This window comes from Mucilaginibacter sp. Mucisp86 (assembly GCF_047324315.1).
Taxonomy (GTDB): domain Bacteria; phylum Bacteroidota; class Bacteroidia; order Sphingobacteriales; family Sphingobacteriaceae; genus Mucilaginibacter.
In genome coordinates this window covers 6,527,769-6,544,027 of the sequence record NZ_CP168503.1, presented here as the reverse complement: position 1 = coordinate 6,544,027, position 16,259 = coordinate 6,527,769, and the positions used below count along the sequence as shown (strand labels likewise).

At 41.1% G+C, this 16,259-nt stretch carries 13 protein-coding genes; 1 reads left to right on the top strand and 12 read right to left on the bottom strand.

Translation table 11 applies throughout. The features are described from left to right. Positions 1-366: 366 nt before the first annotated feature. From ACEN9X_RS27200 to ACEN9X_RS27165, 8 genes are all read right to left on the bottom strand, one after another. Entirely contained in the window at positions 367-1,629 is a 1,263-nt protein-coding gene (locus ACEN9X_RS27200) for a tetratricopeptide repeat protein (RefSeq protein WP_413668121.1), read from the bottom strand. A gap of 5 nt (positions 1,630-1,634) precedes the next feature. Further along, entirely contained in the window at positions 1,635-2,753 is a 1,119-nt protein-coding gene (locus ACEN9X_RS27195; protein WP_413668120.1) for a tetratricopeptide repeat protein, read from the bottom strand. A 5-nt stretch (positions 2,754-2,758) separates the two neighbouring features. Then, entirely contained in the window at positions 2,759-5,353 is a 2,595-nt protein-coding gene (gene gyrA, locus ACEN9X_RS27190) for a DNA gyrase subunit A (protein WP_413668119.1), read from the bottom strand. A gap of 161 nt (positions 5,354-5,514) precedes the next feature. Continuing rightward, entirely contained in the window at positions 5,515-5,913 is a 399-nt protein-coding gene (locus tag ACEN9X_RS27185) for a hypothetical protein (RefSeq protein WP_413668118.1), read from the bottom strand. A gap of 30 nt (positions 5,914-5,943) precedes the next feature. Then, positions 5,944-6,858 (bottom strand): oxygen-dependent coproporphyrinogen oxidase, encoded by a 915-nt coding sequence (gene hemF, locus ACEN9X_RS27180; RefSeq protein ID WP_413668117.1) that lies wholly within the window; start codon positions 6,856-6,858, stop codon positions 5,944-5,946. A 282-nt stretch (positions 6,859-7,140) separates the two neighbouring features. Then, positions 7,141-8,373, bottom strand: coding sequence for an MFS transporter (locus ACEN9X_RS27175; protein WP_413668116.1), 1,233 nt, complete (start codon positions 8,371-8,373; stop codon positions 7,141-7,143). Positions 8,374-8,501: 128 nt separating this feature from the next. Beyond that, the gene (locus tag ACEN9X_RS27170) at positions 8,502-8,699 is read right to left on the bottom strand and encodes a cold-shock protein (RefSeq protein WP_091207011.1); all 198 of its coding nucleotides are present in this window, start codon (positions 8,697-8,699) and stop codon (positions 8,502-8,504) included. Positions 8,700-8,839: 140 nt separating this feature from the next. After that, positions 8,840-9,475 (bottom strand): peroxiredoxin, encoded by a 636-nt coding sequence (locus ACEN9X_RS27165; protein WP_091207009.1) that lies wholly within the window; start codon positions 9,473-9,475, stop codon positions 8,840-8,842. 146 nt (positions 9,476-9,621) lie between these two features. Here ACEN9X_RS27165 and ACEN9X_RS27160 point away from each other — a divergent pair, with 146 nt between their 5' ends. Beyond that, the gene (locus tag ACEN9X_RS27160; RefSeq protein ID WP_413668115.1) at positions 9,622-11,406 is read left to right on the top strand and encodes a glycoside hydrolase family 15 protein; all 1,785 of its coding nucleotides are present in this window, start codon (positions 9,622-9,624) and stop codon (positions 11,404-11,406) included. A 190-nt stretch (positions 11,407-11,596) separates the two neighbouring features. Here the strand turns inward: ACEN9X_RS27160 and ACEN9X_RS27155 are convergent, their stop codons facing one another. The 4 genes from ACEN9X_RS27155 to ACEN9X_RS27140 all read right to left on the bottom strand — a co-directional run bounded on the left by ACEN9X_RS27155 (position 11,597) and on the right by ACEN9X_RS27140 (position 16,090). Continuing rightward, complete coding sequence (locus ACEN9X_RS27155; RefSeq protein ID WP_413668114.1) at positions 11,597-12,232, bottom strand: hypothetical protein; 636 nt, start codon at positions 12,230-12,232, stop codon at positions 11,597-11,599. Between the two features lie 77 nt (positions 12,233-12,309). Further along, a complete protein-coding gene (locus ACEN9X_RS27150; RefSeq protein WP_413668113.1) occupies positions 12,310-13,158 on the bottom strand; it encodes an N-acyl homoserine lactonase family protein in 849 nt (282 codons plus the stop codon). 97 nt (positions 13,159-13,255) lie between these two features. Then, a complete protein-coding gene (locus ACEN9X_RS27145) occupies positions 13,256-15,463 on the bottom strand; it encodes a bifunctional alpha,alpha-trehalose-phosphate synthase (UDP-forming)/trehalose-phosphatase (RefSeq protein ID WP_413668112.1) in 2,208 nt (735 codons plus the stop codon). Between the two features lie 150 nt (positions 15,464-15,613). After that, positions 15,614-16,090 carry a hypothetical protein gene (locus tag ACEN9X_RS27140; protein ID WP_176624633.1) on the bottom strand — a complete coding sequence of 159 codons (477 nt, stop codon included), beginning with the start codon at positions 16,088-16,090 and terminating at the stop codon, positions 15,614-15,616. Between the last annotated feature and the right edge of the window lie 169 nt (positions 16,091-16,259).

The following is a 16,259-nucleotide window of genomic DNA, read 5'->3' as shown; positions in this document are numbered from 1 at the left end:
GAAAGGTCTATTGTTTAAATAAACTTTTTAATACAAATGTAGTTCGATCAAAAAGCAATAATTACGAGTCGGCTATTGCGGCATTTTGCTATATCAAATATATTTAATTCATACTTATCAGCAGCCCACACAACTTTATTGACTCTTAAATTGTAAACTACCTTTCAATTACTTTACATACCTGTGAACGCCTGTAAATATATATCTGTATACCCGTGCAATTCGATATAATTTCACCCCAAAATTGATAGCATCCATGTAAAAAAACAGCAATACATTATTTCTCATAATTAACATTATGTTAAATAATGTATTTAGGAGAAAGGCCTTTTAAAAAGGCCCCTCTCTTTATAGTATCTTTCGATATTATTGATTAGCTGGTAATGCGTCAATCTGCGCTTTCAATTTTGAAGCATTTGCGTCATCTTTAACACCTAAGTAATAGGTTCTCAAGTTTTGCAACGCATCAATTGATTTTGGCTGAAGTTCTACGGCTTTTACCAAATATGGTTTAGCTTGTTCAAACTGTGCTTTAGCTTTGGCAATAGCAGCATCATATTCTTTCTGTTTGTTAGCTGGTAATTTATTAGCCGCATTATAAGCATCAATTGCCGGGTTGAGAATTACGTAACCGTAGTTTAAGTTAGCTTCGAAATAGTTAGGATCAATTTCTAAGGCTTTTTTATACATCTCACCAGCTTTAACATAGGCTTCGGCTTTTGATGCATTTAATTTAGCTTTTGCAGCCGCATCTTTAGTTGAGCCCGCTTCTCTTGCGTAATTATCGGCTGTTTGTGAGTAAGTTAAACCAGCATAATAATACAAAGTTTTGTTTTTTGGATCGTTGGCTAAAGCTGCCTGAATTTTATCGGTAACTTCTTTTTCTTTTCCTGTTTGCAAGCTGATCTCGATTTCGCGTTTACGCAGCTCACTGTTCGCCGGATATTTGCTTACTCCTTCAGATACAGCTTTAAGCGCACCTGCGGTATCTTTACTTGCAAGGTATAACGAAGAAAGATCAAGATAAACACCGGCATTTTTTGAATATTTAGTAGTTACCAGTTTGCTGTAGTTTGAAATTGCGGCGGGGTAATTTTTTCCGTTTGCGGCTGCAAGGCCTGTATAATAGATAGCATTTGTATCTTCAGGCAGTACCGTACGGTAAAAGTCAAATGACTTGTAAGCAAGATCATATTTGCCCGCAGAGTATTCTTTAACACCTTTGGTTAACTGATATTGGGCAAGGTTTAAATATGCCTCGTCAATCATTTTTTTATTTTCCCCTTTGGTATCAACCTCTTTAGCTTTTTTCAAAGCTTCTTCGGCAGTAGTAAATAGCGGCAATGAAGTGGTTGGCACAGTGTCCTGAACAGCTAACGCCGAGTAAATTGAACCTTTTACAGCATAAGTAAGCGGTAATGTAGCGGTTTTTTCATTGACTGAGGCTTTGTCAATTGATTCTTTCGCAGTGGTAAGGCTTTTACCTGCCATTGATGCCATTGCCGGCTGGCCCCTTAAACCCGAATATTTTTCGTATTCTTCTTTTGCGGTATTTAACTCACCTTTTTGCGCAAAAGCTGTTGCTGAAACTAAGCCTAACAGGCCCGCCATCAAAAGTTTGATTTTCATGATTATTATTGATTGGTTAACTGTTTTAGTTTATTGTTTATTCTGTCTAACTGATCCTGGTTATTGGTTTTGGCATATGCCAGTTGCAAAGCCTGCAGGCTATTGACGTTGTTGGGCGATATTTCATTAGCCTTTTCAAGCCATTGTATAGCACGTCCCAGATCCTGGATGCTCCTCTCCCCTTTTGTAGTTGAGCTTTGTTTTAAATATAATAACCCTAAATTAAATACCGGGTCAAAATATGTTCCGCTCAGTTCAATGGCGTGTAAATAGAGAGATTCCGCCTGGTCAAATTTATCTAAATGATCATAGCAATTAGCAGCTACAAATGCAATATCGGCGTTATTTGCATTAATATCAAGCAGTGGGCCAATTAAGGGCTCTAACGCCTTGTAATTTTTCTTATTGTTATAAATATTGGCCTCGTCAAGCAGCAAAAAACGGTCATTCGGCAAAATTTTTCGACCTTTTTGGAGTATTTGTAACGCCTTAGTTGTATCGCCTAATGATTTGTAGATATTTGATGCGGTTTCGATATACTCAGTACGGGCACTGTCAACCTGCAGCATGGTTGTATAGTACCTGGCTGCATCCTGCAAATTACCGGCTTTGTTGTTCGAAAAGGCAATATAAGTATTGATCTGGTTCATCCCCGGCGCATACTTCTTCGCGTTTTCAAACGAAGTTCTGGCATTGGCAAAATCCGAATTATTTACAGCTTCAAACCCTTTCCGGATATAAACATTAGCCAAACACCGCTTGGTGTAATCAAGCTCTGACTGGTACTTGAAAATTTTGCTCATGCCAGATAACCTGTCAACCAGTTTGGTAGTTTTATCCAGCATATCCGCGGGCATACCAAGCTTGTTTAGCGAATCAATATACAGGATACTTGTATTTACAATAGCCCTGTAAAGATTCTTTTCTATATCAGCCGTATCCGACTTTGTAATGATCAAACTATCTGCAGATTTTTTGGCTGCGGCCAAATACTTCAGGTCGTTTTTCTGTTTATAAAAAGCCAGGTTATTTACCACAACCTTAAGCGCTTCCTTTTGCGCAAACGCAAAGGATGTAGTAAAACAAGTAATTAAAACCGATAAAATGATCTTGCGGTAGTGCATATTTGTTATTCTGTTGTATCGTCAGTTGATGGTTCGGCACCATTCTCGGCCGTATCACCATTGCCTGTGTTTTCAGCAGCAATATTATCAGAGCCTTCAGCATTTTCGTCGCCGTCTTTTACTTCTTCATCCTCGTCATGCTCAATTTTGGCTACTGAAGCTATTTCGTCGTTATTTTTAAGTGTAATCAGCCTTACACCTTGTGTGGCACGACCCATTACCCTTAATTCGCTTACAGCTATACGGATAATAATACCTGATTTATTAATGATCATCAGGTCTTCTTTATCTGTAACACCTTTTATGGCTACAAGGTTTCCGGTTTTTTCAGTAATATTAAGTGTTTTTACACCTTTGCCACCGCGGTTTGTAACACGGTAATCTTCAATATCGGTACGTTTACCGTATCCCTTTTCTGATACTACCAATACGGTTGTTTCTGCGTCATCAATAGCAATCATGCCAACTACCTCATCATTTTCGTCATCAAGCGTAATACCGCGAACACCAGTAGCGGTACGTCCCATAGGTCTTACGGTTGACTCATTGAAACGGATAGCACGGCCAGATTTAAGCGCCATAACAATCTCGCTGCTGCCGCTAGTTAAGCTTGCTTCAAGTAATGAATCGCCTTCATTGATATTGATGGCATTGATACCGTTTGAGCGCGGACGTGAGTAAGCCTCAAGCGAAGTTTTCTTGATGGTACCTTTTTTGGTACACATGATGATGAAATTGTTTTCAAGGTAATTTTGATCTTTAAGCGAGATCAGCTTGATATACGCCTTGATATTTTCTTCCTTAGGAATATTGATGATATTCTGAATTGCACGTCCTTTCGATGTACGGGTACCTTCCGGTATCTCAAATACCCTGAGCCAGAAGCACTGCCCTGATTCGGTAAAGAACAGCATGTAATTGTGGTTCGAGGCAATAAGCAGGTGCTCAATGAAATCCTCATCACGGCTGTTGCTGCCTATAGCACCTTTACCTCCCCTGCTCTGCCTGCGGTATTCGGTAAGTGGGGTACGTTTAATATAACCTTCGCGCGAAATTGTAATTACTACATCCTCATCCTCGATAAAGTCTTCAGTTTGCATTTCTGCAGATGAGTGAACCATCTCTGTACGGCGCTCATCACCGTATTTCTCCTTAACTTCCAGTAACTCATCCTTAATGATCTGCATCCTTAAGCCTTCGTCGCTCAGGATGTTCTTTAAATGTTCGATGAGTTTCATTAAGGCAGCATATTCATCTTTAATCTTATCACGTTCAAGTCCTGTTAACCTCCTTAAGGTCATATCAAGGATAGCGCGTGCCTGGATATCAGTCAAACCAAAACTGGTCATCAAGCCTTCCCTTGCTTCGTCAGGTGTTTGCGAAGCGCGGATCAAACGGATAACCTCATCAAGATGATCTAAAGCAATCAATAAACCTTCAAGGATGTGCGCGCGTTTTTCAGCTTCATTAAGCTCAAATTTAGTACGGCGAACCACAACCTCATGACGGTGCTCAACAAAATGATGGATCAGGTCCTTCAGGTTAAGCAGCATTGGCCTGCCGTTAACCAGGGCAATGTTGTTTACACTGAAAGATGTTTGAAGTGCAGTATATTTAAACAGGTTGTTTAATACGATAGCTGCATTGGCATCGCGTTTTATTTCGTAAACTATACGGATCCCTTCACGGCTCGATTCGTCACGAATAGCCGATATACCTTCCAGTTTCTTTTCATTGACCAGTTCGGCGGTACGCTCAATCATTAAAGCTTTGTTTACCTGGTAAGGTATTTCGCTTACAACGATGCGTTCACGTTCGCCGTTATAGGTTTCGATTTCGGCACGGGCGCGGATCACAACCCTGCCACGACCGGTTTCCAGCGCTTCGCGCGGGCCATCGTAACCGTAAATGATGCCCCCTGTAGGGAAATCGGGGCCTTTTACATATTTCATTAACTCGGCAACCTCAATCTGGCGGTTATCAATCAATGCCATGGTAGCATCAATAACTTCCGAAAGGTTGTGCGGCGCCATATTGGTAGCCATACCTACTGCAATACCCGAAGCTCCGTTAACCAGTAGGTTGGGGAATTTAGATGGCAATACTGTTGGCTCCTGCAGCGAGTCGTCAAAGTTTAATTGGAAATCAATGGTATCTTTATTGATATCGGCAAGCATCTCTTCGGCAAGCTTTTGCAAGCGCGCTTCCGTATAACGCATCGCCGCCGGTTCGTCGCCATCAACAGAACCGTAGTTACCCTGGCCTTCAACCAGCAAGTAGCGCAAACTCCACTCCTGGGCCATACGTACCATGGTGTCATACACCGATTTATCACCATGCGGGTGATATTTACCCATTACCTCACCCACAATACGGGCAGACTTTTTGTAGGGCTTGTTATTTGTTAAACCAAGGTCGAGCATACCGTAAAGTACGCGCCTGTGTACGGGTTTCAGTCCATCGCGGACATCGGGCAGCGCCCTGGAAACAATCACCGACATTGAATAATCAATGTACGCCGATCGCATTTCCTCATCAATATTTATCGAAATTATCCTGTCTTCTGCGTGTGAATTATCGTTTTCTGTTCCTTCAGCCATTTTTTATTATTTGTAGAACCTTCTCTTATAATTGCGTGTTAAAATTGATTTTTCAACGACCTGCGAAGTTAAAAAAATACTTGGGATTGCACCAATTTAGTAACAATAAACCATGCTGCTTATTGCTGCAGAACCAACAATTTTGTTACGTTAATCAGGGTTTATTTAAGTTTCACCCAGTAATCTTCAACCTTGTTGCCGTTGGGTAAAACGGAAAGCAGTTTAAGTGTATCGTTACTGATTGTGTAGTTGTATTTTATGGTTTTGTTAAGCAGCTTTGACTCCTGCATGCAGTATGTTTGGGTTTCAAAGCACGTATCGTCTTTCAACTGATAATCGCCCTTTTCATATATCTGGGTCTTCTCCCCCTCCTCAATCACTTTGGCTTTATAGTGCTCATTGTCATAATCCCTTTGTAATTTATAAGCTGTGGGAGCAGCATCAAGTTTACCATTAATTATCCCTCCGCGATATTCCCAGCTGCCTTTCAGCGGACTATCAGCGGAATTAAAAGAGCATAACAGCAGTATCACTGCCACAGGTAAAAAAAGCTTTTGCATAGATGATGTTTGTACCGGACTAAATTTTGATTAAGCCCAGTTAATACCTTTTTTTAGTAAAGATAGTGTTTTTTCCTCTTCGCTGCCGGTTACCGGATGATAGTCATAAACCCATTTGGCTGTAGGCGGCAAGCTCATCAGTATCGACTCAATCCTGCCGTTGGTTTCCAGCCCGAATTTGGTGCCGGCATCATAAACCAGGTTAAATTCGGCATAACGGCTGCGACGCTGGTATTGAAAAAGCTGCTGCGCTTCGGTAAATGATTTATCCCGGTTACGGCTCACCAGTTCGGAGTATATTGGTGCAAAAGAACGGCCAACCGTTTTTGAAAACTCAAAGATATCCTCCCAACTCAAGTCATCGTTGGCAGTGAGCCTGTCATAAAATATGCCGCCTATACCACGGGTTTCGTTACGGTGTTTGATGAAGAAGTAATCGTCGGCCCATTTTTTGAAGCGGGGATAAAAATCGGCATAGTATTGATCGCACGCAGCTTTCAAGCCACTATGAAAAAACCGGGCATCATCTTCAATTACATAGTGAGGGGTTAAATCAATGCCTCCGCCAAACCAACGAACAGGCTTTTGACTATCGCCCATAGTAGTGGGCATTTCAAAGTAACGGATATTCATGTGGATGATTGGCACCAACGGATGATTGGGATGGATCACAATAGATACACCGGTGGCAAAAAAATCATCCTGCTCAACCTGCAAAGCCCGCTTCATGGTATCGGGCAAATGACCGTGAACCGCCGAAAAGTTAACTCCGCCTTTTTCAAGGATGTTTCCGTTTTGGATAACCCGGGTACGGCCTCCACCTCCACCCTCGCGCTCCCAAAGCTCCTCCTCAAATTTTGCTGCGCCATCTAATTGCTCAAGTGCGGCACAGATCTCATCCTGTATCTGCTTATAATCTTCGGCTATTTGTTCTTTGCTGATCATAGGCCGTAAAAGTAATGAATTTTAGGAATTGCCGCAGATGACCTTTTTCAACGTGTAGTCCTGTGGCTACCTATATCAAACACGTGATAATGGAAAGTGTTCAATTTTTTCAGGCGTGAACACTTGCTAAAATAAAATTAATTGACAATCAATGATTTACATGTTCATTATTTTGCTATCAAAAACATAAGTAACTGATAGTCAATGCCTGTATTTTTAATTTTAGACTAAGCAGAAGCTTTTTGAACACCCGTTTTTTGAAAATTGAACACCCGGCCGATTTTAACTTATTTCGACATAATTCAAATCCTTGCCAAAAGTTTCCTTTAGCTGGCTTAAGGATAATAGCGCTACCGCGGTAAGTATGCCCATCATGATATATCCCGATTTGATATATCCATATTTTGCGTTGAAAGCATTAAATGCTACAGTTATAGGGATCAATGAGCCGCGTACAAAGTTTGGCACTGTAGTGGTAACTGTTGAGCGGATATTGGTGCCAAACTGCTCGGAGGCAATGGTAACAAATGTTGCCCAATAACCTACTGTACAGCCCATAAAAAAGCTTAATACAGCAAATTTTTCGGGGGTAATGCCGTAGCTGCCTAGATAAAAATGCACACTTACTAATGAAAGTATTAGAAATACAGCCATGGTTAATTTCCGCGATTTGGTAACCTGGGCAAGCAAGCCCGCCACAATATCTCCAATTGCGATCCCTATATAACTGTAAAAAATACCGTCGCCGGGCTTAATCAGTGTTTTGGCCCCTAAGGCAGCGCCAAACTTATCCGAAAAACTGATCAATACACCTACCACATACCATAATGGTGCGCCTATCAGGATACAGAAAAGGTATTTTTTTAATCGTTCCCAATTAGTAAACAACATGAGCATGTTGCCTTTGGATACATCGCTGTTCTCGACATTTTTGAACATACCCGATTCAAAGGTACCAACACGAAGCAGCAGCAATAAAATTCCTAAACCTCCACCTACAAAATAAGCATTACGCCATCCAAATTTAGCTACTGCATAAGCAGCAGTAGCTCCAAACAAGCCAATAACAGCCACCATCATGGTTCCGTAACCACGGTTTTCCTTGCTCAATGTTTCGCTAACCAAAGTAATGCCTGCACCAAGCTCACCTGCCAGGCCAAGACCGGCAATGAATCGTACAATTGCGTAGGTATTTACATCATGCACAAGGCCGTTGGCAAAGTTGGCCACAGAGTAAAGTAATATCGAACCAAAAAGCACTTTAATACGCCCCAGCTTATCGCCAACAATACCCCATATGATACCGCCAAGCAATAATCCAAACATCTGGATGCTGATAATGAATTGGCCTTTGTCAGTTATTTCCTGCGCATTTAAACCAATATCTTTAAGGCTGGGGATCCGTACTATCGAAAAGACCAGAAGGTCATATATATCAACAAAATAGCCCAGAGAAGCAACAAGTACTAAAAAAACGGCATTCCTTGTAACTTTGGCATTAGCAGCGTCGGTCATAAACTATAAAAATTGGTTGGCTAATGTAGGGCATTTACGCAGATAAAAGCAAAAAAATGAACACAAAAAAAACCCCTGTTGAGTCAGAGGTTCTGTGAGTAAATGTTGTTCAATAACTTTATATATTTTTATACCTTTTTCACGTTAACTGCCTGTAATCCTTTTCTTCCTTCTTCAACATCGTACGTTACGCTGTCGTTGTCTTTTATAGCATTTACACCGCCCTGAACGTCTTTAAAGTGTACAAAAAGATCTTTACCTTCTTCGGTAATAATAAAGCCATAACCTTTCTGCGTGTTAAACCATTTTACTTTTCCAGTTTTCATAATTATAATAATCGTAATAAAAAATTCGTGTTAAGATCAACTAAAACCAAACTGAAAAATAAAATAGGTTTATATGTTCAGAAGGAATAGATATCCCGCTTCCCTCAAATATATAAAATTATTAAATAAACCAAATAAAATTATTTATTTGGTTGCGGTGTCAGGCGCAAATAAGGCTTAACCGCAGTAAAACCCTTTGGAAATTTGGCAGGGATATCTTCAGTCTTGATTGCAGGTACTACAACTACGTCTTCCCCTTCTTTCCAGTCGGCCGGCGTAGCTACGCTGTAATTAGCGGTTAGCTGCAGTGAATCAATCACCCTTAAAATCTCCTGGAAATTACGGCCGGTTGATGCTGGGTAAGTGATGATCAGCTTTACCGCCTTATCAGGGCCTATAATGAATAAGGAACGCACAGTTGCATTTACCGATGCATTTGGGTGGATCATATCATAAGCTTCAGAAATTTTGCGGTCTTCATCGGCAATGATCGGGAAGTTAACCTCAACGCCCTGTGTCTCGTTAATATCCTGGATCCAGCCATGGTGCGATTCTACCGAGTCAACGCTAAGTGCCAATACTTTAACATTACGTTTGGTGAATTCGTCTTTTAAAGCGGCAGTTTTGCCAAGTTCAGTAGTACATACAGGTGTATAATCGCCAGGATGTGAGAATAATACACCCCAGCTATCGCCTAAATATTCGTAAAAGTCAATTTCGCCTTCTGATGTTTTTGCTTTGAAATTTGGCGCTTTATCGCCCAGTCTTAAACTCATAGTTGATAGAATTTTTGTTTTAAATTAATACTACTAAGTTACTATACATTGTTAAACAAATGCAAACAAACTTTAAATAATCATATTATTTACGCCAACATTACAAAGGCTGTGTTGTTGAAGTTTGAAACAAATAACAGCTATCCATGAGCAAACACACCTATGATACCGGGATAATTGGCAATTGCGCCTTTTTAGCCCATATTAATAAAAATACCAATGTCGACTGGCTTTGCTGGCCATGTTTTGACAGCACCTTTATTTTTGGCGGTTTACTTGATAAAGATAAAGGAGGTGAGTTCTCCATCCGCCCGGAGGGTGATTATACTTCCCAACAACATTACCTGGAAAACACCAATATTTTAATTACAGAAATAAGCCCGGCAAGCGGTGGCAAATACCGGATAACTGATTTTGCGCCACGTTTCTACCAGCATCAGCGTTACTACAAACCATTGATGCTGATCAGGAAGATTGAGGCTATTGAAGGCTCGCCAAGGATCATTGTTAAATGCGCGCCCGTATCTGAATATGGCACTATTAAGTTGAACGTAAACCGCGGCAGTAACCACATCCAATACCAGGGGGGCGAAGAAAACATCCGCCTTACAACCAATATCCCTATAAGTTATATTTTTGATGAGCAGGCATTTGTGCTTAACGAAACCAAGTACCTGGCCATGACCTACGGTGAGCCGCTTGAGGCCCCGCTCATCAGCACCGCCGATCGTTTTTTGGCCGAAACAGTGCAATACTGGCGTACCTGGATCAAACACTCATCAATTGCAACTTATTTTCAGCCTTTTGTTATCCGTTCGGCCCTGGCCCTTAAAATACACCAGTTTGAAGACACGGGCGCCATTATAGCTGCAAGTACCACAAGTTTGCCCGAATCGCCGGGAAGCGGCCGTAACTGGGATTATAGGTATTGCTGGCTGCGCGATACCTACTATGTAATAACTGCGCTTAACCACATCGGCCATTTTGAAGAGATGGAAAAGTATTTCAGCTATGTTACCGATATCACCTTCTCCGAAATGGAACGGTACCAGCCACTGTATAGCATCACCGGTAAAAAGGACCTTGTTGAAAATATTTTGACCGATTTGGTGGGCTATATGGGCAATCAGCCTGTGCGCATCGGTAACCAGGCATCTGAACATATTCAGAATGATATTTACGGCCAGGTGCTTATTTCTCTGCTGCCATTGTATACAGATCATCGATTTGTGTTTTCAGAGCGAAAAGACTCCGTTCGCTGGGTAGAGTTTTTGTTAAATAAGATAGAGCATACCATCGACGAAAAAGACGCCGGGATCTGGGAATTCAGGAATATGGCTAATATCCATTGTTACAGCAACCTGTTTCAGTGGGCAGGCGCATCTGCTGCTGAAAAAATGGCACGCACCATTCAAAATCAGGAATTAATTGATAGGGCCATAGCCCTTAAAGAGCGCGCAGCAGCACATATTGAAAGCTGCTATGACCCGGTGCGCAAGGTTTACACCAATTCTGCCGGGAGCAGTAACCTTGATGCCAGTACTTTACAGCTTATCATGATGAACTACCTTGATCCAAGCTCACAAAAAGCAAAAGACCATTTAGCTGCACTGGAAAAAGAGCTTAAGACACCTAATGGATTATTTTACAGGTATTTATATGCTGATGATTTTGGCAAACCTAAAACCACTTTCCTGATCTGTGCATTCTGGTACGTAGAGGCCCTGGCAACTGTTGGCCGGCTGGATGATGCCCAGCGGGAGTTTGGCAACCTGCTGCAATATTCTAATCACCTGTTGCTGTTTAGCGAGGATGTTGATGAGGAAGATGGCAGCCAATGGGGCAATTTCCCCCAGGCTTACAGCCACGTAGGTTTAATGAATGCGGCCTACCGGATAGCTATGAAATTGGACAGGCCGATATTTTTGTAAGTGCCCGTAAGGACACGGGCACGGGGGACAACAACAATATCTCCCGATCCGTGTCCTCACGGATCGTCCCCTGCCCGTCCATTTTCGCATTTTATTTATTAAAGCCGTTTTTTCTACACAGAAAAGCCCGATTGATCTTTTAAACCAATCGGGCTTTGTTTTTTTTGCCGCTCCGTTGTTGGTGTTATCATTATATCTCGTACAGGGCATCAGCTTTAGCGTAAAGTGTGTCATTTTCAGGCTCATCATGAACCATAAAATTAAACAATGCTAATGCGTAAAAAATCTTATACCTTTCGGGATCACCCCCGTCCATCATTAAATCAGTTTTCCAATTGCCTCCGGGATATAGTATCCGATATTTTTTTTCAAAGTCTTCGAACTTCGTAAACAGATAGGCATGGTCAAACATATGCGGCAGCGCATAAAAACCGGTAATACTACCTACTTTATCGCGCATGGCATATTCACTTTTTTTTGCCTTGCCATAAAAAAAGCAGAAATAAACCCACAAAACTGCCGCTATAACCGATATAGTTAACATTAATAGCTTAAAGTTTGTATCAAAAATATCAGGCAGAAATCCTAAATAAAATGTTATTACCGCGATAGCGGCAGTAAATAACCGTGCATAAGCTGCACGTATGCTTTTACTGTTTGTGCCGATATCTAATCCGCTTCTGCTCCTGAAATCAGACCGGGTGACATATATTGAACTTACAGGGAAAAGCGGGATAAACATAAAGTGAAAAAACTTGCTTTCAATCCATTGATCGTTGTAGGTACCAACTTTACCGTAAAATGCGGAGCCAAAAAAGAATATCATGTGATAGGGTTTTAGAATACAAAACTACATTATTCACTTACACTGTAAGCAATCGCGGTCAAATAAATGTTTAATATTTACCTTATCTCCACCACACCATCCGCAACCTTGGGAAAGATCTCAAGCTGTTTTCCATCATGCCCCGGGATTATAAATTTAACATTACTGGCAAGCATTTTCATTCGTTTCATAGCCTTTACATAACCTGCCGGATCAAGCGTTCCACCTTGTGAAGGCGGCACCAAATGCTGAAGGCTATAATAGATCCAAATGTTATCCGACGCTACTACCACCCTGTTTTTTCCTGCTTGCACCAACACATATTGCGAATTATAGGTATGCTTTGAACCGGTATAAACTTTTATGCCTTTAATGATCTCTTTGTCATCACCATCAACCAATTTAAGCCGGCCAGCCAAATTTAAATTTACCATATTAACAACATCCCGTTTTGCGTAGCCGCCAGCCTCACCAGGCTTTTGCCAGGCCGATCCTACAAAAAAACCATAATCCAGCTTTTGCATCCAAACTTTTGCTTTCGGGAAAAGGCTTAAACCATCGATATGGTCCCAATGCGGGTGGCTTACAATAATATCGGTTATATCGCCGGCCTTAACACCCAACTTTAAAAGTGCTGAATCGGGACGCTGATAAGTTTTTAGTTTAAATTCCTTAGCATCTTCAATATCGCCCAAAAAACCAGCGTCAACCAAAATGTTTTTCCCGTTGCTACCTTTAATGAGCCATACCATAAAATCAATTTTAACAGGTTCGTTTTTGGCGCCATTCAATGCCCAATCGCCCACTTTAAATGGATATCCGGATTCGGCGAATTTTACAGCATAAATTTTATAGTTTGGGGTTTGCGCATAAATGATATGGCAGCAAAGCATCAAGGCAAAAGCAAGCAGGCTAATTTTCTTCATAGCAAGTTACGTATAATGAACCGAATATAAAAAATGCCCGCGGCTAAACCGCAGGCACTAATAAATTTTTAAAATTACCGCCACTAAAACCCACCACTTACTTGTCTGCCGTTTCCTCTACCGGCGTATACTTCGCAAAACTGGTAAGCAGCTTTCTCACTTCTCCCGGATTCCGCAAATAAAATTTCGCTGCCGAAAGATTGCTGCCTACTTTGATGGTTATGGCGCTTTCGGGCAGGGCTTTAAAAATATCTTCGTCGGTATAATCATCGCCGAATGCTATAATAAAGTCATAGTCACGGCCTTCGGTAAGCGTTAAAGCTGCTTTACCCTTGTTGATATCCATGTTCTTCACTTCCAGCACCTTATCCCCTGCCAACAATTGCAATCCTTTATCACTCGCAAGGTATTTGAGATTGTTCATCAACTCGTTAGCTCTAAGCTCGCCTAAGCCGGCCTGGGCTTTGCGGTAATGCCAAACTAATGAGTATGTTTTCTCTTCAATAAACGAGCCCGGTGTACGATCTACATAGGTTTCCAGTATAGGATATATATCATGCTTCCACTGATCACTAAGACCGCCTATTTTATGCCACGAAGTACCCGGCTGTTTAAACCATGAGCCATGTTCGGCTATAAGGTAAATATCATTCCCGGCAAACCACTCATCAAGGTTTTCATGTTTTCTTCCGCTTATCAAAACCAGTTGATTTGCAGGGTCTTCCGCAAGTTTATTAATGATATTGTATAAATCTTTATCAGGACTGGCCTGGTCGATATTTGACTTGAAATTTACCAGCGTGCCGTCATAATCTAAAAAGATGATCCGCTTTTTAGTTTTGATATAACGATTAATGATACTTTGCTCAGTTGTGTTGCTTACGTGCCTGGCCTGCATGGAGCGTTGCATCAATTTCACTTCTTTCAGGCGGTCCATAAAGATCTTAACCCAGTGCGATGTATTGAATTTCGCAACCAGCTGCCTCATCGGGATCATGCGCCTTCGTTGTTCTTCCAGCGGCATATTGATGGCTTGCAGAATAGCGCGGCACACTTCGCCGGTGTTATTGGGGTTTACAATAATAGCATCAATAAGCTCTTTAGATGAGCCAGCCATCTCGCTCATAATCAACACACCATCGTTGTTGATTCTGCTGGCAACATATTCCTTGCTTACCAGGTTCATGCCATCGCGCATGGGGGTAACCAAACAAACATCGGCCGAATAATACAGCGCCGAGAGTGTCTCGATTGGAAACGAGCGGTAGTAATAATGAATTGGGCTCCAGTCCATAGTGCGATAGAGCGCATTGATTTTACCCACTTTTTTATCTATTTCATCACGAAGGTGAGCATACTGCGGAACGGTATCCCGCGATGGAACAACGATCATGTAAAGCGTGATATGCTCGATACATTCCGGACATTGCTCAAGCAGAAGTTCAAAAGCTTCGAGCCTTTGTAAAATACCTTTGCTATAATCAAGCCTGTCGATAGAAAGGATCAGCTTCTTGTTTTGAAAATTCTCTTTAATTAAGCCAATCTGTTCCTTTACCTCATCTTGCAGCGGTAACGAAGAATAACGTTTTTCATCGATACCCATTGGGAACGATTCGACTACAACAGAACGTTCACCATTACTGATGATATTGGCACTTGATGATACCGGGAGCAAGCGCGTAGCCGCTCCTAAAAAATGCCGCACATCATCAAAAGTATGTAAACCAATCAAATCGGCACCGAGCATACCTTCCAAAAGTTCTGACCGCCAGGGAATCAACCTGAACATCTCATTTGAAGGGAATGGGATATGCAGGAAAAAACCTATGGAAACATCGGGCAACTCCTGCCTAACCAAGGCCGGCAGTAATAATAACTGGTAATCATGGATCCAGATCACATCGCCGGGTTCGGCAATGCTCAGGATCATATCCCTGAATTTTTTATTTACTGCTTTATAATAATCCCAGTTTGATTGCTTGTAAGCCGCGTACGTTGAAGCATAGTAATGAAAAACGGGCCATAAAACCTCGTTACTAAAACCTTCGTAATATTGATTGATCTCCTCCTGGTCTAAAAAAACGGGGATCAGGCTTAATTCCTTTAATTCTTTGGTAACCTGATCTTTATCCTCTTGTTCGGCTATTTCTATTCCGGGCCACCCTATCCACACATTATCGCCCTGTTTATATATTGAACCTAAACCGGTAGCTAATCCTCCCTCGCTTGGTGATGAATGGTAAGCACCATCAGTTTTGGAAATTTTAACAGGTAAGCGGTTTGATACAATTATTGTTTTCGACATACTAACTAAATATTAATTAATATTTAAAAGGCAAAAACAGCGGTTTTGTTTTATAAAATGGCGTTTTATGACATAAAAACGTGATTTTTAACCATAAAAAAAGCCGCCCTAAATATCAGGACGGCTTTCAATTGTTATAATTTTTCGGAATTATTTTACTTGTTGGAAAAACTCAATGTTAGCTTGTTGAGTGATCCTTACTAAAACTTCGTGTTTGTCGTTTTTCAAGTCAACAAAGTATGAAGTTGGCTCGATAGCGTCATTGATTGAAGTGTTAGCCTGGTAAACGATAACTTCGCCTACTTCGTAACCTTTGTAATCGCTGTTAATTTGTTGAAGAGCTTTTGCGGGGATAGCTTTGTTGTCAACACGTTGAGTTGTACCTAAAAATTCACCTTGCAGGTTGTAGAAAGCAGTTTTTTGAACACCATCAACAGTGAAAGTAGCTTTTTGAACGTTTTTAGTTACAGTCCAGTTAACATTGGTAGCTTCAGCAAAATCAGCAGTAAAGCCGTGTAAAGCAATGTAAGAAACGTTGGTACCACCGTCAGATTTTTTGCCACCATCGGCGAAAGCGTTAACGGTAAATAATGCTGCGGTTGCTATTGTTAAAAATATCTTTTTCATGTTCGTTTAAATTTTAAATCCTGCAACAAAAATACAGTGTACTTATCAATATTTAAAATTTTCTGAAACTTTTATGAATATTTAATAATTATAGCCTTTTATAGCCTCAAAATTTAAATTTTATCAATGACCTTAGTGTATATTTTACAATATCTAAAAGAAAAAACGC